16 protein-coding genes and 1 pseudogene are annotated in these 20210 nt (G+C 58.4%); 6 read left to right on the top strand and 11 right to left on the bottom strand.

Features of this window, described 5'->3' with window-relative positions; all coding sequences use genetic code 11:
* Positions 1-17: 17 nt before the first annotated feature.
* The 3 genes from EN932_RS09275 to EN932_RS09265 form a co-directional block, all read right to left on the bottom strand.
* On the bottom strand, positions 18-974 hold the full coding sequence (locus EN932_RS09275) for an AraC family transcriptional regulator (protein WP_063174055.1): 957 nt from the start codon (positions 972-974) through the stop codon (positions 18-20).
* A gap of 484 nt (positions 975-1458) precedes the next feature.
* Positions 1459-1914: a MucR family transcriptional regulator gene (locus tag EN932_RS09270; RefSeq protein ID WP_063170838.1), complete on the bottom strand. Its 456-nt coding sequence runs from the start codon at positions 1912-1914 to the stop codon at positions 1459-1461.
* Between the two features lie 409 nt (positions 1915-2323).
* Positions 2324-2746: a metalloregulator ArsR/SmtB family transcription factor gene (locus EN932_RS09265; protein WP_128338419.1), complete on the bottom strand. Its 423-nt coding sequence runs from the start codon at positions 2744-2746 to the stop codon at positions 2324-2326.
* A 1250-nt stretch (positions 2747-3996) separates the two neighbouring features.
* Between EN932_RS09265 and EN932_RS09260 the strand changes: the two genes are divergently transcribed.
* The 3 genes and pseudogenes from EN932_RS09260 to EN932_RS38785 form a co-directional block, all read left to right on the top strand.
* Positions 3997-4221, top strand: a complete 225-nt coding sequence (locus EN932_RS09260; RefSeq protein WP_024505842.1) for a hypothetical protein — start codon at positions 3997-3999, stop codon at positions 4219-4221.
* A gap of 800 nt (positions 4222-5021) precedes the next feature.
* A complete protein-coding gene (locus EN932_RS09255; protein WP_245322253.1) occupies positions 5022-5672 on the top strand; it encodes a response regulator transcription factor in 651 nt (216 codons plus the stop codon).
* 493 nt (positions 5673-6165) lie between these two features.
* Positions 6166-6308 (top strand): annotated as a pseudogene (locus tag EN932_RS38785) (ATP-dependent DNA ligase); the annotation flags it as partial.
* A 272-nt stretch (positions 6309-6580) separates the two neighbouring features.
* On the opposite strand, the gene EN932_RS09240 reads toward EN932_RS38785, so the two are convergent.
* The gene (locus EN932_RS09240; protein WP_128368794.1) at positions 6581-8089 is read right to left on the bottom strand and encodes a phosphomannomutase/phosphoglucomutase; all 1509 of its coding nucleotides are present in this window, start codon (positions 8087-8089) and stop codon (positions 6581-6583) included.
* 396 nt (positions 8090-8485) lie between these two features.
* Between EN932_RS09240 and EN932_RS09235 the strand changes: the two genes are divergently transcribed.
* On the top strand, positions 8486-8779 hold the full coding sequence (locus tag EN932_RS09235; RefSeq protein ID WP_127218776.1) for a hypothetical protein: 294 nt from the start codon (positions 8486-8488) through the stop codon (positions 8777-8779).
* 358 nt (positions 8780-9137) lie between these two features.
* Here the strand turns inward: EN932_RS09235 and EN932_RS09230 are convergent, their stop codons facing one another.
* Positions 9138-10775 (bottom strand): hypothetical protein, encoded by a 1638-nt coding sequence (locus EN932_RS09230; RefSeq protein WP_245483265.1) that lies wholly within the window; start codon positions 10773-10775, stop codon positions 9138-9140.
* 683 nt (positions 10776-11458) lie between these two features.
* On the opposite strand from EN932_RS09230, the gene EN932_RS09225 reads away from it, so the two are divergent.
* The gene (locus tag EN932_RS09225; RefSeq protein WP_244507031.1) at positions 11459-12157 is read left to right on the top strand and encodes a response regulator transcription factor; all 699 of its coding nucleotides are present in this window, start codon (positions 11459-11461) and stop codon (positions 12155-12157) included.
* Between the two features lie 332 nt (positions 12158-12489).
* Here EN932_RS09225 and EN932_RS09220 read toward each other — a convergent pair whose 3' ends face one another.
* The 3 genes from EN932_RS09220 to EN932_RS09210 are packed head-to-tail and all read right to left on the bottom strand — an operon-like array spanning position 12490 to position 15247.
* Positions 12490-13143, bottom strand: coding sequence for a PIG-L deacetylase family protein (locus EN932_RS09220; protein ID WP_128338337.1), 654 nt, complete (start codon positions 13141-13143; stop codon positions 12490-12492).
* Entirely contained in the window at positions 13140-13955 is an 816-nt protein-coding gene (locus tag EN932_RS09215; protein WP_063170845.1) for a sugar phosphate nucleotidyltransferase, read from the bottom strand. The genes EN932_RS09220 and EN932_RS09215 overlap by 4 nt, the downstream gene beginning before the upstream one ends.
* On the bottom strand, positions 13952-15247 hold the full coding sequence (locus tag EN932_RS09210) for a class I SAM-dependent methyltransferase (protein WP_063170846.1): 1296 nt from the start codon (positions 15245-15247) through the stop codon (positions 13952-13954). Before EN932_RS09210 ends, EN932_RS09215 begins: the two co-directional genes overlap by 4 nt.
* Before the next feature lie 323 nt (positions 15248-15570).
* Here EN932_RS09210 and rfbC point away from each other — a divergent pair, with 323 nt between their 5' ends.
* Entirely contained in the window at positions 15571-16122 is a 552-nt protein-coding gene (gene rfbC / locus EN932_RS09205; protein WP_024505404.1) for a dTDP-4-dehydrorhamnose 3,5-epimerase, read from the top strand.
* Here rfbC and EN932_RS09200 read toward each other — a convergent pair.
* The 3 genes from EN932_RS09200 to EN932_RS09190 all read right to left on the bottom strand — a co-directional run.
* The gene (locus EN932_RS09200; RefSeq protein ID WP_064994814.1) at positions 16117-17427 is read right to left on the bottom strand and encodes a DUF4910 domain-containing protein; all 1311 of its coding nucleotides are present in this window, start codon (positions 17425-17427) and stop codon (positions 16117-16119) included. The genes rfbC and EN932_RS09200 overlap by 6 nt on opposite strands.
* A gap of 14 nt (positions 17428-17441) precedes the next feature.
* Positions 17442-18503 (bottom strand): NAD(P)-dependent oxidoreductase, encoded by a 1062-nt coding sequence (locus EN932_RS09195; RefSeq protein WP_024505406.1) that lies wholly within the window; start codon positions 18501-18503, stop codon positions 17442-17444.
* A gap of 244 nt (positions 18504-18747) precedes the next feature.
* The coding region (locus tag EN932_RS09190; RefSeq protein WP_348630204.1) for a DUF4214 domain-containing protein at positions 18748-20210 on the bottom strand (1463 nt) is incomplete at its 5' end.

Raw genomic sequence — 20210 nt, 5'->3', positions numbered from 1 at the left:
ATCCCAGACCGTGTGCGTTACTCGCCCTTGTGCGCCAGTCGCCGCCACTCCCCCGGCGTCATCCCCATCCTTTCGGCGAAGACATGCCGGAATGCCGAAACGGATTGATACCCGACGGTCTCGGCCACGGCCTCGGCGCTGATGGCTGGCTTCTTCAACTCGTTGGCGGCCAGGCTCATGCGCAGATCAGTCAAAAAATCGAGGGCGGAGCGACCCAGCTTGTCCTGAAACTGGCGCATGAACGTAGCGCGCGACATCCCGCACAAATCGGCCAGATCGGGCAGTTTCCAAGGCCGTGCCGCATCGGCGAACATTGCCGCAATTGCTGGTGCCAGCCGCGGATGGCCAGCCAGGGCCAACAAGCCTTCGGGGGCTTTCCCGGATTGGCTCGCCGCGCGCAGTACCAGTGTGAAAAGCGCCGAGGAAAGCGCGTTGAGAATGGCGCGCCCTCCCGCCCTGTCACCGGAGGACTCCATCCGCATCAGCCCGACAAGACCGGCAAGTTGGTTGGATGCGGACCCCATGCCGTCTTCCCCATGGCTGTCCACAGCGCGTGTCACCAGGTTGGCGGGCAGGTAGTTGCGGATCAGTCGATCATGGGGTGGCGCGATAAAAAATCGCCCACACAGCAGATCCAGTTGCTCGCCCTCGCCATCATTCTCGCTCAGCATCCATCCGGCTGACCCCCGGCGTTGCTGGGTAGGAATTGGTGTTTGCCCGCTACCGTCGTGCAGTACATGCGCCGCGCCGTGAGGCAGCAGCACAATATCTCCGCTCAGCAGCTCCCGCGCCGCTCTCGTCTTCGGATCCTCGAGAATGGCCCGGCCCTTGACTATGACGTGGTAGGGAATTTCGTTCGCGGCAGCCTTGTTCCAGGCAACGCGCCACGGTGCACCATAGGCGCAGCGGACCTCGAGCTGGCCGGTCACGGTGATGATTTGCAGGAGATGGCTCAGCCAGTCCACTTCAGACATTGGACCTCGAAACGGAGATAGTGAAACGTCTTATCGTAATTATGGATTGTTTGCACAAATCGAAAGTACCAAGAGAGACGGCAACACGCCCGCCGATCATGAATGCGTCTCCAGGTGAAGAACTTGTCTACATGCCGAGCGCGGAGGCACCACGCACTAGATTGCTGCGGCCGTAACGGAGCAACTGGTAAAAGGATGGAGCAGTTTCCTGTCTCTGAACAGCTGCGAGGCCGATCAGCCGCCGCAGCCTACCGCCATCCCCGCACCATATGAGATTGGACGCTGCGCCCTGGGGTCTCCCAATGAGTGTCCGGTGGTCTCACCATCCATCGGTTGCAGCCATTCGTCAGAGCTGATGATGGCTCACGGTCGCTTTCAACAGAGGACGGTATTTGTTATCCAGGCCGATATTTGGAGCCGAGCGATATTGTGATGCTTGCCTTGTGATCCAGGTTGCCCCGCCGCCTTTGATAGACACCTGTTGTTAGGCCTTAGCTTTCCGATTCGCTGGTGTTTTCCTCAACGGCGTTTTTGCAGTTGGCTTGCGGCCGAGTCCGCTGGATTTCGCGAGGGCTGACCGCTGGGCCGCGTAGCTCGGTGCAACCATGGGATAGTCCTTGGCGAGCCCCCACCTGGCTCTGTACTCGTCGGGTGTCATTCCCAGCAACCCAAGGTGGCGCTTCATAGACTTGAACTTGCGTCCGTCCTCCAGGCTGATGATGTAATCGGGAAACACGGACTTTTTTGGATTGACTGCCGGAACAAGCGCGGGCGGCGTCGCTTCCACCGGCTGACCCAATCCCGACAAGGCAGAATTGACGCTGGCGATCAATTCGGGAAGACCGGCCGCCGGAATGGCGTTCTTCTGGACATATGCCGCCACTATGTCGGCGGTGAGCTGCAACAACTGGACCTGCGGTGCTTCAGCGTCATTCTGCATATTTCGAGTTTCCCATTTGATTGGCTTTGTCTCTATTGAGGAACTTTACAACGTGCAACGGCCCACAGATCATGGATGGGGCTCCACGCGAAGAAACCTGTCTATATTTTAAAGCGGTGGCACCGCACCTGACCTACCCGCTGGCAACTGACTGACCACAGGATTGATTCAATGCCGGCTTGAGGCAGTAGCAGGATACCGAGTGTTTATAGCGCAAGTCGGAGTACCGAGGTTCAATCGGGCGCGTCGATAGCGCGACCATAGTCGGCGGCATTCGCCAATCCACAGGGTATGCGTCAGCCGTTTCGCGATCCGGGGGCTGACGCCGCAGAGAAAACCCGCGGGTGGCAACAATCGCGCGGGTGATCTTCTCGATCCAACGGTGTCTAACCGAGATTCCTGGGGATAATCACTCGTCGCTCCGGGACTCGCTGGCGCTTTGACAAACTCGCTTTTCCAGACCGGGGGCCGAGTGCACAAGATCCTGGCATGTCACCGCCAAGGCACCGCCACCGGGCGGAACCGCTTGCCCAGACTGCTGGACAGCAACCACGACATTCCAATTGCAAAGCAGATCGCGTACCGCTCGATTTTCAGAGGAAAAATATACATTCCGGCCGTCCCGGCGGATTTTTACGAGCCCAACTTCCCGGAGCTTGGCTAGGTGGTGCCACGAGGCTGTCCGGCTAATATTAAGCCGTTCGCGAATTTTGCGATCCGGCAATTCATAGTCGAGCAGCAAGCTCAAAATGTGCAGCCGCCGCGCATTGCCCAGCACCTCCAGAAATTCGGCCGCTTGTGCGGCGTTAGCCCTTAGTCCGTCCGAGACCATGGATGCCTCTTCCCCAGCAACTTGCCGTCACGCCCGAAGACTGCGGAACAATCGATCTCTTCAATGAACACGGCCAGATCATCTGGCACGAGCCACTGGGCGTAGGACCGAAGCCGTCTCAACCCACAAGCCTTGGCATGCCTCTCGGCGCGCTCGGATTCAAGTCCAGCCATCGTTGAGCGCTGTTGTTGGATTGGCACGAAACCATTGAGGCGTCCTTCCGCCAGCTGACTGGCCCAGCAAGTCGTGACCTGTTCCACTCACCGCTCCTTTACGTGACCCGGCAGACAAAATACCACAGCCATGTCGATAGTGTCGGCTCCTCCATTATGATTAAGGTGGCGGGTTCTCCCCACCGCATTTCGGAGTTAGCCCTTTTGACGGTATGATTGCATTGCGTATCAACGGGATGCGCGGATGGGTTATTTCCCATTTCGACCGAGCCTCCGTTGTTGCGCCGACGCAGGCGGGCCGAAGCTTTCAACACATCGACTTGCCCGGTGCGATGTAGTGTCGTTCGATGACCAACACCGCCTCCCCTTCCCTCTGATGGCCTCCATCGATTACCAAAATCGTAAATCCGCGACCTACAGTGCCAGTCGCTTCGTCCGGTCTTCGTTGAGCCCCCAGCCGATTGGATATCGCTCTGCCCAAGCACTCTTGGTTCCCCTTGAAAGATCATAAATGAATCGTGTGGCAGGCCTGAGCATCGAGTAGCAACCATGGGCCTCGTGCTACGGGTGACCGGCGCCCCCGACCCGAAATCGTTGCTCGCCCCTCTTTTCTGAAGGATACGGGCCCCCTCTGTAGCCCAGCAACCACCCATCATTATGAGGATTGCTTGCGACAGGGGGCGAGCGATGCCGTAACCGCTGAGATCTCCTTCCCGGTCGATGTCAACCACGATCAGCACCGAATGGCCAATGACGACGCCAGCTTCGCGTAGTCCCTGGGCGGCATCGGGATGAGTAGGCAAAAGCCTCCTGGCTTTTTTGTTTCGAGCAAGGCGTCACGAAGGCTGGTCAGCGGTTCTGGCAATCTTCACCATGCGACCTTGCCTCCTGCAAACGGCTAACTCGCAATCGAGCGAACGCTACTAAAGAACGCCTCGACCAAGGAAATTGGTATCTTACAATACCGGCGCAGGCTTGTTGGGCTTTCAGTTGTAATCCTGTGCCGATGATGAAATCATGCGCGCGCTTGACAACGGGCAGGTTAATTCAAGTTCCGCCACCAGGAGGAGAAGCGGTATGACCACTCAGGTTGTACATCGCGTATTCGGTCCCAAGCAGGTCAGGCAATTCAGGGAAGTCTACGAGCGCGCGCGCGTTGTGGAGGCAACTTACCCCGATTCGCACATTGCCAGCAAAGCCGCCAAACGGCTGATCGAGGCATTCGAAGCCGAGATCCAGACTGACGGGACGGTTCTGGATTTTCAGCAGCTATGCGAAGCAAACCCCCTGGGGACCGCCTGAGACCCGGACGTTGTCTGGCGAAGGCTCACGATGAACCGCTTCATCTGCCGACGTCAGCCATGCCCTGCAGGCGGATCGTGCTTGCCGTTCAAAAATCAAATTTCGGAAGTGGGTCGCCATGCGGAGCGATAGGGGAGCCATGGGGTGTTGGGCGGCGGTGGCTCCCCTATCCTGTCTCCGCATTTGTTCGCAGACAGGCAGCGTAAGCTCGAGCAGACGCCGGCAATCCAGTGTTCAGCGTGGTGTATACATCGTCAACGAAGCTTTTGGAGGTATGATGCAGCGTTGTCAGGAGGTGCGAGCAAACCCAACCACCGCCTATCGCATGAGACCCGCCGAATTAATCGCAAGAGCGCGTGCAACCAACACAGTGCGCGGTAACCGAGGATATCTATAGCCTGGTGCGGCACGGGCATGCGCCTTAGTTCGGGCCGCTCGCGCGGGTCAAACCGGTTTGGAGTCCCGTCTTCTCAACGTAAAAATTTACCGAAAAAATTAACTTATGTTAGAGAATGCTAATAAATAGCTCCTACACTCCCGAGGCTGCTCTACATGTCAGCAGCCACGTTGCTTGAGGTTCGCAATCAGCCTTGAGCGTGGAAAATGGGTCGGGTACCAAAAACTTCCAATTCTAAGAAAGGGCACTTATCGGGCGCCACAGGTACCTTCGTTGGGGAAGGGTGAGTATCGGTATGGTTTCTACAGCAGGACTGCACAGTTACGGTTCGTCAAATCGATCAAGAGTTCCGTCCAGCGGCACAGAAAATCTCCACCAAGAAGCAGGTAAGCAATACCTTCTCATGCTGGACGGGAGGGCCTTGGACCGCGAGTGTCTCGCTTCGGCGCTTGAGGATCATGAATTGGGCATGGTGGTCGTCGCCATGGGTTCGATCGAGGAATGGCGCATAAGGAAGGGTTCGGCTTCTCCCCTTTCAACCATACTCTTCAACCTCGGCGGCCGGAAGGTCACCGATCAGGGCATTGCAGAAGAAATCAGGCATATTTCGTCCGAGTTCAAGACCGTTCCGGTGGTCATCCTGGCCGACACCGAAGATCTTGCACAGGTGCTGACGGCTCTCGAATGCGGCGCACGCGGCTACATTCCGACTTCGGTCGGGATCGATGTGTGTGTCGAGGCGATCAACTTGGCTGCAGCCGGAGGCATCTTCGTTCCGGCCAGTAGTGTCCTTTCCATGCGGCACCTGATAAAATCAGGCAACTGCGACGCCCGGCCCTTGACGGGCATGTTCACGCTCAGGCAGGCAGAGGTCGCCCAGGCACTGCGACGCGGCAAGGCGAACAAGATCATCGCCCACGAACTGAACCTTCGCGAAAGCACTGTGAAGGTTCACATCCGAAACATCATGAAGAAATTGAAGGCGACCAACCGCACGGAGGTCGCCTACAAGGTGAACGATCTCTTCGCGGAAGGACCTCTGGGCCAAGAGTGATCGCATCAACAAGACGGCCCGTCCTGGTTTAGTGCTGGCGGGTCGGGTTTTTTTTCAACAGAACATTTGAATGAAGGTCGATGGATTTCGCGTTGCCGCACGACCGATGCCACGCGAGACTCCCTTCTGAATCGTGACTTTGCTCCGCGCAATGGAACAGCTTTTGAGAAGAGGCAGTCGGAGGGGTCCGGGGCAACGAAACGCCGCCCCGTTCGAGCGGCATTCTCGCCTGATCAACCAACAGCAGCAGCGGTCTGTGCCTCGGCCGTTCGTGCCAAATGACGGCGCAGGTCGCGCATGTCGACCTGCTGACCGCAAATCGGGCAGGTATGGAAATTGTCGTCTCGTGGGCTGGCTCGCCACCGTGCAGCTTGCCGGGGATTGGTGGTCCAAGGTCGGATTCGCCATGGCTATCAAACATTCAATTCGTCTAAAATGGTCCGGAACCATTTTAGCGCACGCTATATTGAATCGCAGTCTTGCGAGGCAGTTCATGCGTTTGAAGTTCATCCCACCTATTGAGCCGGAGCTTGTCGACACCCGCCCGAGCGGGGCGACTGGATTCACGAGATCAAATTCGACGGGTATCGCACTCAGCTCATCATGGATGAAGATGGCATCCGCCTGTTGACGAGAAGAGCGCGCCACAACCAGGACAGGTCAAGCGACTGATCCTTGGGTCTCATCACCGACAGGGGAAGTTTGCACCTGTTCGCGTCTCCGATCATGATGCGTATCCCAGCGGCCACCAAGGTTCACTCGGACGCCGGGATGGGTCCTGCAATTACTGGGCGAAGCGCAGGTGACCCACAACGGTACTTTTGACGCCGCGAGCTCCAACAGCGCGCGCGTTGGGGTGTGATCGATCAGGCAGACGTGCGGCTGTCAGCCGGCGGCCTAAGGGATACTCAGAATGTCTGGTTGTAGGCGCCCACCTCGGGGCTGCGGCGCAGCACGGTGTCGACAGCCTCGAACATCTCCCGTCGACGCTGCGACGACACCGGGCTTTCGACGACCACGACCAGTTCCGGCTTGTTCGACGAGGCGCGCACCAGTCCCCAGGTGCCGTCCTCGGCGACAACGCGCGCACCGTTGACGGTGATGAGGTCGGCGATCTTCTGGCCCGCAAAAACCGTTCCATCCCGCTTCATGGCCTGAAAGTCGGCAACCACCCGCTCGACAACGCCATACTTCACATCGTCCGCGCAGTGCGACGACATGGTCGGCGTGCCGAAGGTCAGCGGCAGCGCGCGGTAGAGATCGGCCATCGAACTGCCGGGGCTGCGGTCCAGCATCTGGCAGATGGCGATGGCGGTGACCAGCCCATCGTCATAACCCCGCCCGACTGGCGGGTTGAAGAAGAAATGGCCCGACTTTTCGAAACCGGCGACGGCGCCAAGCTCGGCGACGCGGCGCTTGATGTAGGAGTGGCCGGTCTTCCAGTAGTCAGTGACGGCGCTGTTGGCGCGCAGCACGCTGTCTGTGTTGAACAGGCCGGTCGACTTGACGTCGACGACGAAGGTCGAGCCCGGATGCTGGCTGGAGATATCGCGCGCCAGCATCACACCGACCTTGTCGGCAAAAATCTCATTGCCCTCATTGTCGACGACGCCGCAGCGGTCGCCGTCACCGTCGAAGCCAAGGCCGACATCGGCTCCAGTCTCAAGCACCTTGTCCCTGATGGCATGCAGCATCTGCATATCCTCGGGATTGGGATTGTAGCGCGGAAAGGTGTGGTCGAGTTCGACATCGAGCGGGATGACCTCGCAGCCGATGCGCTGCAGCGCCTGCGGCGCGAAGGCGCCGGCGGTGCCGTTGCCGCAGGCGGCGACCACTTTCAGCTTTCGGGTGATGCGCTTGTCCTCGGTCAGATCGTCGAGATAAGTAGCGCGAAAATCGCGAACGAAATCGTAGGAGCCGCCGCCGACGAGATCGAAATCGCCGGCCAGTACAATCTGCTTCAGCGCGCTCATCTCTTCCGGCCCGAAAGTCAGCGGCCGCGCCGCACCCATCTTGACGCCGGTCCAGCCATTCTCGTTATGCGAGGCGGTGACCATAGCGACCGAAGGCACGTCCAGTGCGAACTGGGCGAAATAGGCCATCGGCGACAACGCCAGTCCGATGTCCCTCACCCGAGCGCCTGCAGCCATCAAACCGGACACCAGCGCCAGCTTGATGCCAAGCGAATAGGAGCGGAAATCGTGCCCGGTGACGATATCGGGACCGGCACCGACACGGCGGATCAGCGTGCCAAGCCCCATTCCGAGCGCCTGGACGCCGATCAGGTTAAGTTCGGGCGCGACCTGGCCAAACCACCAGCGCGCATCATATTCCCTAAACCCGGACGCCTTTATCAGCGCCGAGGTTTCAAACTCGAACGTGTTGGGCCGGGCTTCGTCAACGAAATTCAGCGACAAGACAGGACACTCCGAACGACACAAATGCGGTTGTCGAGGCGGTAGCTTACCGGAACCGTTCTTCCGGCCTATCTATCAGTTTGGTTGATCCCTTTCACGACATGGAAAGCCGGCGAGCATCGTTGTCGGGCTATTTCCGCGGTGCCCTGCAAGCCCTGATGCCCGCAAAGATCCGATAATACCGCTGAATGTCGTGATGCCGCGATCTGATCGACGACCGTGCCGCGTTCCAACGTAGGCTGGATTGCGACTCCCAGGACCACCCATAAGGAGCGTTTCCTGGCGTTAATAAACCTTGTAATATTTTGTGATCGCCGCCATTCGAGTTCTCCACAGTCGCGTCCCATTGACCATCTGCGGTTGCTAGAATCCCCCAGGGGAATGCCTTAAGCAGCCGTGAGCAAGAAGCAAGTCTTCTGCTCTGACGAACGCACAGCTTTAAGCACGGGCGCAAAAATGCCGCTGTTTTTTTTCGATATCCGGGACGGCAAATCCCATTCTCCCGATACAGAGGGCACCCACTACGTTGGTGCGCTCGAGGCCCGGGTAGACGCGGTTAAAATGCTGGTCGCCATGGCACAGGACGAAGTTCAGGGCGGGTTACAAAGCAACCTTTCGGTGACTGTTTCTGACGAAAGTCGTCGGCCCGTTATGGAAGCAAATATCGATTGCAGCATAAAAGTCTTTTGACAAATTCCCGATAGCCCTGGACCTAGTTGGCTCCGTCGGGATGCAGCAAGCTTTGTGCAGCTGTCCTGGCCGCACTTGACTTACGGCAGCGGCTTCTGATCACTTTTATACCCCGAGACCACGTAAGCGGAGAAGGCCGCACGATGCTGCTGCACCTCCTCGATACAGCCACGCAAGCTTCGAATGCACATTGCCGGCAGCCCTTCTACTCGTTCGCAAGCGACCGCCGCGGTACTGTCGCACGCTCGATCGCGACGACCGTCCCTTATTCGACTTCGCTGCCGATATTGCACAGGACGGGGGCCTGGCACATCGCCAGGAACCTTTGCCACCGCGAAGCCAATTCGGCGGAACTGGATTACAGGACGTTGACGGTGGCGTGGCCCGGCGCCGGAACGCTTCGTTCCAAGGCGGCTACGCCGCGCCGAGCACGGGCTCTCGTGGCGCAAACAACTGCAAGTGCGATGAAGAAGAGGATGCCTGGATCAGCGCTGCCACCCGACACCGACATTGCAATTATGCTTGCAAGGGCAGCATTCCTGACGCTCGTCACGATTGCATCTGTCTCTGCATCCACCCATTCCCGAACCGCGCCCAGGCCTCTGGTCACGACATAGAGCAGGGCCACTATCATCAGCGATCCAAACAGACCCAACTGCGACAGGACAGCGATCGGCCAACTCGATGCCCTTGAACTGCCGAAACCAACGCCCAGTCCGCTCGTATCGAGAAACGACTGCAGGCTCTTTACATTCCAATAAGTGCGCTCATGGCCTGACCCGGAATCCGCTTTGTTAATGATGGTGCTGTTGATCAGTCTGACGAACGGGTCCAACGCCTCGGCTTTGTAAAGACTAATGCCCAGTACGGCGGTCCCGCCCACCACCATGAGAGCTATTATCAGTATCTCTTCGCGCGCAACTTTTCCCCTGATGACCGACTGTAGCATGGACAACGCAACGGGGATGCATAGCAGTGTCAGCCCGACGTAAGCCGTCGATGAAGTCGACAGAATGGACAAGAAGAGCAGGATTCCGGCCAGCCATTTCGCAAGCGGTGATTTGGTCTTTCTCCAGTAGCTGTAGCAGAATGCCAGGCAGGCGAGAGAAACGCTGGCGAACGAAGAGGCCTCCGAAAAAGGCCCGGTGATCCGCACAAAGCCTGCCTCGACCGCGTTCGATATAATCGCGTAGTTGGCGGTTCTGATCGGGGCCAGAAAGTCTCCCGCCCCCGCGGTCTTGCCAATGAAATCGATCAGCCCCATTCCCGCGTGCAGGCCGCACCACAAAAAGAAGCCGCGCCTGATTTGATCGATCCGGTTGGAGTGCAGCAGCAGGGCGCAAAGTGCTATCGCGGCGAGGCCACCAAGAATAAAGTAGCCCGTCTGCGAAATGTTGGCTGAAACGGGCGCCAATGAATCTTCTACGACTGTTCCACGGTTCTTGGACTGCACGAATACGGTCGTCTGTCCCGCAAAGAACCTCGGAAACAGCCATGATCCGATGATTGCGTAAAGCATAAGGCTTGTAAGGACCCAGATCGACCCGATGCTTCCGAACACGAATCCAAGATCAAACCAGATACGCCGTCTCGCGGCGACGGCCGTGACGAGCAGGCCCGCGAATAAGGTGTAGATCAAGGGGGATGAGCCACCCAGAAAGCTCAGGGTCATCACGGCCGTCGCACCGAAAGCCTGGGAAGCGATCAAGCCTATGATCAGCATTCCCCTTGAATAGTACGCAACAAGCAAAATAGCCGCGCATACTAGCAGTCCCGGCAAAGACACCTGCATGCCGATCGAGTTCCCGGTGAGCGGATACAGCAAGCTGTCCGATGGCCAATCTTTCGGCAGGTGAGTATCCCCCGCAAGAGAGTCAAAGGGGGTAGCCTTCACCCGCGAAGGGAGGTAGCGGACGCGCTCGTCTCCATCGCCCTTGCCCTTGATGGTGAAGGCAGTGGCCGGCGCAAAATGCGATCCTGGGCTGAATGGCCGCATCTATGTCGGCACTAAGAAATGCGCGTGACGGACCGAAGGCTGGCAACGGGCGGGTTGTCTAGAATCCACCATAAGGAGGAGAGGCGATATGACACCCAGGATGTATATCGCATGTTCGGACCCAAGCAGGGTCAGGCAATTCAAGGAAATCTACGAGTGCGCCACTGTGAAAGCCAAGTACCCTGACAGCCATATTGCCAGCAAAGCCGTCGAAAGACTGATCGACGCGCTGGAAGCCGAGATCCAGAATGCCGGATCCGTTCTGGATATGTGTTTGCTGACGGAGGATGGTCCTCAGGTGGCCACCTCAGCCCGAGCCTTCGCAACGCGTATCTGTGTCGGCACAAGCGCGGCGCGGCCGCCCTGGCTTCGCGTTTCCCGGTAGGCGTCGGGATTTCGTGGCTCAAAAATTTACCGAAAATTAACTTATGTTAGCGCCCGCTTGTGAATAGCCCATAAGCTACTCACGCTGTTCTGGCTGGGAATGAGGAACAGCGGGTGCACCAGGTTGGACAATTCCAGCCAGGCTCTCAGAACGGGTGGGCATTACTATACTTTCTGAAGAAACTGACGAGTGAGGGGCTAATTGCCGCCTCAGGGCGGATTTTGTTGGGAAAAGGGTGGGTAAGAGTATGAGTTCCACAGTAGAACTGCATAAATACACTTCGGTAGAGCCGGCAGGAATTCCGTCCGGCGGAAAAGCAACGGTCCATGAACAAGTAGGCAGAGAATGCCTCCTCATCTTGGACGGAAGGGCGCTAGATCGCGAATGTCTGGCATCGGCCTTGGAAGACCACGAACTCGGCATGGCCGTCGAGGCCAAGGGTTCGATAGACGAATGGCGCGTGAAAGAGGGGATGATCCTTGCAGCCATTCTTTTCAACCTGGGCGGCCGGAAAGTCACCGACCATGGCATAGCGGATCAGATCAGGCGCATTTCGTCCGAGTTCAGGTCGGTGCCTGTGGTGATCTTGGCCGACACAGAAGACCTTGCACAGATACTGGCGGCTCTCGAATGTGGCGCACGTGGCTACATTCCGACCTCTGTCGGGATCGACGTCTGTGTCGAGGCGATCAATCTTGCGGTGGCAGGAGGCATTTTCGTTCCTGCAAGTAGTGTCCTGTCCATGCGGCACCTGATAGATTCAGGCAGCCTTGAAACACCTTTGACAGGCATGTTCACGCTCAGACAGGCTGAGGTCGCCCAGGCGCTCCGACGCGGCAAGGCGAACAAGATCATCGCCTATGAGCTGAACCTGAGAGAAAGCACCGTGAAGGTGCACATCCGCAACATCATGAAAAAGCTTAAGGCGACCAACCGGACGGAAGTCGCTTACAAGGTCAACGATCTCTTCGCCGAAGGATCTCTGGCTGTGGAGTGACGAAGCAAATGAGACGCTAACTTTGGTTAAATCGTGCGGGCCGTTTTGCTCTCGCGTAGCGTCTGATCTGGGGGATGATTGCTGCACAATTGAGGGACCTCCGTCCCGCTGGACACCCGTGGTGGACGCCCCGCATATAGCCAGCTCCCATATGTCCTGTTCCTAAAGACTAACCATTGCGAGGCGTCCAAAGCACTCCTGCCTCACTGTCCAGCAACCAGCCGGAAGTGACACTTCGTCAATGGCGAGGACCAGGTTGCTGCTCTCTCGTGGAACTGGTCGTGCCGTCCTGGGGGACCAATCCTTGCGACAGCGACCCCAGAGGGCTATCGCTACAATATTTTGACCTTCCTAAGCGTGAAGGCCTCCGCAAAGTGCTCGGGTGCCCGGCATTCCATTCCACGCAACCGCGCAAGCCCGGCGAATGTCTCCCGATCGAACCAGTCCTTTGAGCGCTGTGTCCCGAAGTGCTCGTGAAGGAGTTGGATCTTGCGTTCCAGCACGTGGGCTGCAATCGGCACATACGCATTGGGTTGGCAAAGATCGCCGTCCCATTTCGGAATCTCGTATTCGAGCACAAGGTGATCGCGGAAAACGTTCAAGGTCAGTTGGTTGACCTCCCTATGGTCCTGATGGGCGTCGAACCTGGCATGGGTTAATATCACGTCGGGATGAACCCTTGATCTTACGTCCATCAGCCAATGCTTTATCGATCGGCTGTGAACTGGGAAATAGCCGTCTTCAAAATCCGCAACGTCGATCGTGGACGAATGGGATCCTTCGAGGAAGGCTTCGGCCGAAGCCCTGGCTTCGGCCGACCGCTGGCCGCCGGCGCTTAAGACGCACCAGTAGACGTGAAGTTTGACCTCCGACGCGATCAGACTGAGGATTGTGCCTCCCGCGCCGATCTCAATGTCGTCGGAATGGGCCCCGACGCACAGAATCGAGAGTTCCTCGCCGCCACGCGCGAGACCAAGCCCCTTCATGATGCGGCCAACCCCATACTACGCCTATTCTTCTCGGCGGTGGCTATCATACTCCAGGGCATGTCGCCCTTTTCGACCATGTCTTCGAGTGATTGCCAATCGCGCAGCGTGTCCATTGAACGCCAGAAACCCTCGTGCTTGTACGCCATCAGCATGTTGTCATCGATCAGACGCTTGAACGGCTCGACAACGAGTTCCTCGCCGTCGCGCATGTAGTTGAAAATTTCCGGACGGAATATAAAGTAGCCGCCATTGATCCAGATCTCCGATGTCTCGGCCGCACGAAACTCGCGCACGCGGCCATCTTCCGCGATGTCGGCCAAATGGTAAGTCAGCGGCGCGTGCACTGCCAGAAAGCAGCCGATCTTGCCGCTGGCCTCGAATTTTCTGATCATGTCGTCCAAGTCGACATCGGTCAGGCCGTCGGAATAGTTGGCCAGGAACATCTTCTCGTTCCTGACGTGATCCTGCGCAGCCCACAGGCGCTCTCCAATGCTGCGCCAAATACCGGTATCGAGCAGAGTGATGCTCCAGTCCTTGATTGTGTCGCCGAGGAGCTTGACGTCCTGGCCTCCTCGCGTAACCACGCAATCGGAAAACGTTTGCGGCCGGGTGTTCAAGAAAAAGTCTTTGATCACGTTGGCCTTGTAGCCCAGACACAACACGAACTCGTCATGCCCATAGTCACTGTACCATTGCATGACATGGCGCAGGATCGGCTGGTGGCCGAGCGGTATCATCGGCTTTGGGATGCTTTCGGAATAGTCGCGAATGCGGGTCCCGCGACCGCCACAGAAAAGAATGACTTTCATTTCTCGTACTCCGACGGATCGATTACGGTCACGAAAGGAATCGGCACTACGAATTTCGCGTTCCAAGCGGCGACATGGCGCATCTGCTGAATGATCTCGTCCTTCAGATTCCACGGAAGGATGAGGATGTAGTCTGGCTTAGCCTCGTCGATTTCGTCGACGGGCTTGATCGGGATGTGCATTCCAGGTGTATAACGCCCGTGCTTGTACGGGTTGCGGTCCACTGTGAAATCCAGGAAGTCGGTGCCGATGGCGCAGTAGTTCAGCAGCGTGTTTCCCTTGCCAGGCGCGCCGTAACCGCAAATCGTCTTGCCCTCTTCCTTGGCCGAAATCAGGAATGCCAAGAGATCACGCTTCGCGCGCTGCGCCTTGTAGCCGAAAGAGGCGTAGGTCGACATCTCTCCAAGCCCATGCCTGGTTTCGCGCTCGAGCAATTGGGCGATGCTGTCCTTCCTCGGCCAGGCACTGCCTTCGTGGCAGAGATAGACCCGCAGCGACCCACCGTGGGTGGGAAGTTCCTCGACATCGATCAGCCGCAGCCCGTGACGGGCCGCCATCAGGTCGACCGTCAACAGTGAGAAATACGAAAAATGCTCGTGGTAGATGGTGTCGAACTGGTTCTCCGCCATCAGCCGCTCGATGTGTGGGAATTCGAGAGTGACCATGCCCTCCGGTTTGAGCAGGATCGCCACCCCGGCGACGAAGTCGTTGAGGTCTGGCACCTGCGCCAGGACGTTGTTGCCAATGATGAGGTCCGCGCGAAGTCCTTCGCCCACCATTTGATTTGCCAGCCGGACGCCGAAGAAGTCGACCCAGGTGGCCACCCCCTTCTCGATCGCGGCGCGCGCGACATTGGCTGCCGGCTCGACGCCCAACACAGGAACGCCGAGTGGCAGAAAATGCTGCAGCAAGTAACCGTCATTACTTGCGAGTTCCACCGCAAGGCTGTCAGGGCCAAGCCCAAGGCGTCGTGTGATCGTCTCGCAATAAAGTTTCGAATGAGCCACCCAGCTGGTCGAGAACGAAGAGAAGTAGGCGTATTCGCTGAAGATGGTCTCTGGGCTCATATACTCCTTGAGCTGCACCAGATAGCACGTGTCGCAGACAAGCACGTTGAGCGGGTAGTAAGGTTCCATCTGGTCGAGCTGGTCGGGCTGCAGGAACCTCTCGCACGGCGGCGACATGCCAAGATCGACCAGGGTGTGGCGCAGGCGCGACCCGCAGAGCCTGCAGCCGACATTCCGGCTTGCCGCACTATGATCGCGGACGATTTCGACTGCCTGAATGTTCATTCCCCCTGCTCCTGTCTGCTGGTTAGAAAACGGAGACGCGGTGCGCTACGCAGAACCGATGCCTGCCGCGCCTCCGCAGGCAGATGGCCACAGGTTAGGATACAGCCCCCCCTGGTTCGATTTGCCAATCCGTCGGGTGCCTTAATCCTAATAGCGAGCGGGCGGCGGCAATGCCGGCGCGAGGCCCGCCGAACGGGTAAAGCCGTCATCCGGATATACCGCTATCGAAGAGGCCACCTAAGGCTTAGGTAGCCCTTCCAGCGTCGGCTGGCGACGCTGACAATTGCCGCGCCGGTCTTGCTCGGCACGGGGGATCCAAGTGCATGCTGTTTACCGAAACGGAGCTTCAAGGTGTCTGGCTGATCGAGCCTACACTGATGGTTGACGACCGTGGTTTTTTCACCCGTCTTTTCTGCGAAAAGGAGATGGCGGATTGCGGTCTGGCGACCCGATTTGTCCAGCACAGCCGGTCCTGTTCGGTCCAAAAGGGAACTCTCAGGGGGCTACACTACCAAGAGGAGCCTTACGCCGAGGTCAAGCTGGTCTCCTGTGTCCGCGGCGCTATTTTTGATGTCGTCGTGGACCTGCGCCCGAATTCACCGACACGCTACAAGTGGCTTGGCTTCGAGCTGACATCCGAGAACATGAAGCAGGTCTATATCCCCGCCGGATTCGCGCACGGCCTGCAGACCCTTACGGACGGCACCGAGGTCTCTTATCTCATATCGCAGTTCTATGCGCCCCACGCGTCGACGGGCGTCCTCTACAATGACCCGGCCTTTTCGATCCGCTGGCCCTTGATGCCGACAGCAATGTCGGAAAGGGACAAGTCCTGGCCCCTTGTCAGACGGCGAACCGGCGCCTCGGCCTCATGAGGCTGCTGCCAAAAGACCATGTCCCGATAACAGTCTGGCGGCGGCGGCGAGTTCCTTGAACGGCAGGTTCGAACGCTCCGCCATGCTCAGAAGCGAATGCTGCCCGTCGGCAAGGTTTAGCACCCAAAGCAGCGACATCGACGTTGCGCCCGACGACTTCTGCCCTCCCAGGGCTGCATAGAGGCCGCGCTTGCCGAGTTGCGGTTCGCCTTTAGGCAAGAGGTTCAACGGCGTCCAGTCCTCTTCGATGATGTCGATTACGTCCGTCAGGATGCGGAAGGAATCCTCGAGATGCTCCGGCCTGATGAAGTCAAGATTGTCGGCCGACGTGTGGTATTCGGGGAATGTGCCGTGGACGCTCCGCTGGAACATGCCGACCGGAAGATCGAAGCCCGGCGAGCAATATTGCCTCTCGTCATAACCGTAAGGGGAGAAATCCAGCATCTTTGCCCCAGCTAGACGCCCGAGCACGTGTGCCATGGCGCGATCGACGAGCGCGTCACCGCGGCGGCTGCGCTTGTATGCCGGGCTTCCTGCGTCACCAACGCATGACAGCACCAGACCATGGTCGATGAGACATGTCCGGTCCTCGTTGCGCGACAGCCACGCGAGCGCGCCGATGGTGCCCGGGGCGAACAGGAAGCGATAGCTGTATCGTGTTTCCCTTGCCTTCAGGCTTCTTGCGAGCGCTGCCAGCAGGGCCAGGCCCGAACAGTTGTCGTTGGCGAGTGAGGGATGGCAAATGTGCGCCGAAAGCAGGAATTCCCGTTCTGTTTGCCCGCGGTGCAGGTATTCTCCGTAGGCGAGGCTGCCGTCTTTGAATTCGGCATCGATCTCCACCCGATAGAGACCGTCGGGCATGTTGGCCACACGGTCATGGGCTGCGCAGAAGCCCCATGTCGGGGTGTAATAGGAAGTGCGGTAGGGAATCACCTTCGGTTGTTCCGGCAGCGTATGGATATGCGGCCTCAATTCTTCGAGCGGCAGTATCCCCTTGAAGGGTACGCTGTAGTTGACGATGTGCAGGTTGGAGTCAGCGAAATCCACGACCGTTTGTCCGTCCGGGCCTGTGATGCTTGCCGAGCGGATGTTCCATTCCTTGGGAATGGTCCAATCGAAAACCTGCGTCCCGGTCGGCACTTCATGCCGTTCCAAATCGATGTGCCCCGACAAGACGTCCAGCGTTTGTCGCACACCATCTCCGGTGATGCTCCTGCAGATCGGAAACAGACGTTCGGCCAAGGCATAGATTTCCTGGCCGAGGCTGACGGACGCTGGCGGCGAGCCGAGTCCGCCGGGATTCACCTGTTCCACACCGCTTATCCCGCCGCTACCTCCAGTCTTTTCGAGGCTTCGGCGACCCGCATCCGACCGTCCAGAAGTCCGTTGGCCAAAAGATACCGGATGTGGCCGATACGCTGGAAGCGCGGCCCCTCGAATTCGTCGAGAGTGACATTCGACTTTCGGTAGGCATGATAGAGCTGCTCGGCCCCTTTGCGCGCATCCCATTGCGGCTTGAAGGCAGGAAGGGCAAGCGCGATCTTGTCGAAGTTAACGCGATAGGAGCGCTTGTCGGGTCCGGCATCGGACGCGAACTCAAGCCGGCAGCCCGGCACGACCTCGGCGACAATCTCGGCGATGTCGCGGATCCTGTAGTTGTGGTCCGTCTGCCCCACATTGAAGGCCTCGTTGTGAATGGTCTCCCGGGGCGCTTCCAGCCCGGCAATGAACGCCCTGGAAATGTCCTCGATATGGACGATCGGCCGCCACGGCGTTCCATCGGATTTCAGCAGGATGACGCCCTTGGTGACCGCCCAGGCCACGAGATTGTTCAGCACGATGTCGAAGCGGAGCCGGGGAGAGAGGCCATAGGCCGTGGCGGGACGGAAATAGGTGGGAGAGAAGCTGCTGTCGGCCAGTTCAGAAATGTCCCGTTCCGAAAGCACCTTGGACCAGCCGTAGGGCGTGACCGGCTTCAGTTCGCCCGTTTCGTCCACCATCCCGTCGCCGGCCTGTCCGTAATTGCTGCATGATGAGGCGAACAGGAAGCGCGACACGCCGGCGTCCTTGGCCGCCTTCGCGAAGCGAACGCTGCCCTTGTGGTTGATTTCGTAAGTGATGTCCGGATCAAGGTCGGACAGCGGGTCATTGGAAAGAGCCGCCAGGTGGATGACGGCATCGACCCCTTCGAGGTCGCGCGCATCTACGTCCCTGACGTCTTTTTGGATTGAAGCAATTGAAGCCCGCTGGCCCCCTGCTGTAAAGGTGCAGCGCCGGTAGAGATCGCTGTCATAGCCCGTCACTGAGTGCCCTGCACGCAGCAGCATCGGCACCATCACCGAGCCGATATAGCCTTGATGGCCGGTTACCATGACTTTCATCGCGCACCTCTCAAGCCGATAGTGATCGCCACAAGGCTACTTGGGCTGAAAACAGTGAGGGAGAATGCCAATAGGCGATCAGGATGCCCTGTTGGACGAAGCCTTTGCCGCCAGTGAACCTTTCGGGTGGTCCGAGCCTAATCCTTTCGGAGGATTTTCTTCTGATCACCGTCGCTGATGCTTCCATCGGCCTCGGTATCAGCATTCCCGATCCGAGACTCAATCAGCGCTTGTTGGTTCGATTTCACCCAGGCCCCGCGACCGCGGATGTTTCGCGCATCGCGGCGTGTCCGGTGTTGAACTCCGCCGACGTGGCGATTCCGAAGGCCACGGCCTCACGCGTCATTGAGCCTTGACGCAGTTGATAGGTATAGGTTTCAAGCCCGTTGCCGTCCGCGGACCGGTTCAGAAGCAACAGATATAGAAACCCGACATAGGCGCGGTCTGTCAGGCCGATCGTGGCATATCTGGTTTCGAATTCGTGCGAGCGCATCATTTCCATGATCATGTCGGGGAGTTTGGTCGCTCCGTCTTCAAGTGCCGCCGACCACTGATTGACGCTGGCCGTGTCGCCCTTGCGGCCAAGAATGAGGCAGTAGACGAAACTTGCCTGCCGCGCCGGTAGGGACTGGTCCGCAGCCGCGGCCTCGGGGTCGCAGTCCCGATGGGGCTTGGGTATCGGCAGGGGGCCGCGGGTGAAGTCCCGTACCGTCTTGTAGGCAGGCTTAGGCTCGCCGGTCCGCCATTTGCCATCTGAGAGAGCCACGAGCCTCACCAATCCCATATTGGCTTCGAAGCCGGGGGCCCAGTAGGCCTCATCGAGCAGTTCGTAGATGTGCGCGGCCTCCACCTTATATTTGTCCTTGAGTTCGCTAAGCCGCGTCATCGTCTGCTTGATGCCGTCAGCCTGCTGGCGCTCGCTGCGCTGACTTCCATAAGGATTGTTGAATTCGGTGACCCAGATCGGCTTGCCGTATCTCGAGATTTCACGGAACGCCCATTCCGGGTCATCGCCGTACATGTGCCACACAGAAATATCCCAGGCGATACCGTCCTGCTTCATCCGCACGAACGCTCCGGTGTGGCCCCAACCGGCGGTGCCCATCGCCTTCCTTATGCTCGGATCGACCTCTGTCATGCCGTCGGACAGGCCCTTCAAGACAGCGCTCACCTTTACCCATCGCGGGCCGTAGTAATCGAGCGGTCCTGTTCCGCCCGCAGGTCCCCATGCACATGGATATTGCGAACCATCGTCGCGTTTCTCACAGGGCTTGATGATGGCATAGTTTTCCATCTCGTTGCCGAGTTCCCAAACACGGATGTCGTCCTTGAACCTGGTAGCAAGGGTGACCGCCAGTTTCCGGGTGCTCGCGTAGAGCTCTTCCGGACTATCCTTGTCCAGATCGGCGACCGCAGGCGTGATGACGGGCAGGATCTCGATCCCTCTCGCCTTCCCGGCGTCGACGAGGTTGGAGAGCATATCCGCGTTGTCCACGCCTGAAACGTTGACGCGGTACGATTTCAGGCCGAGATCCTTGATGAAGTCGAGTTGCCTTTCCACCGGAATGCCCGGATAGGAGACTATTGGATGGCCATTGATGCCCCAGAGGAAATCGGCTGATGCAGGCGCGGCTGTTGCCAGCAGGCAGGCCGCAACGATTGCGAGACGAAACGACACGGCAACAAGCCTCCCTGCCCGATTTCGAG

Origin of the sequence: Mesorhizobium sp. M7A.F.Ca.US.002.01.1.1, from assembly GCF_004022955.1 — a bacterium.
Lineage (GTDB): Bacteria > Pseudomonadota > Alphaproteobacteria > Rhizobiales > Rhizobiaceae > Mesorhizobium > Mesorhizobium ciceri.
This window is presented reverse-complemented; position numbering and strand designations above follow the sequence as displayed.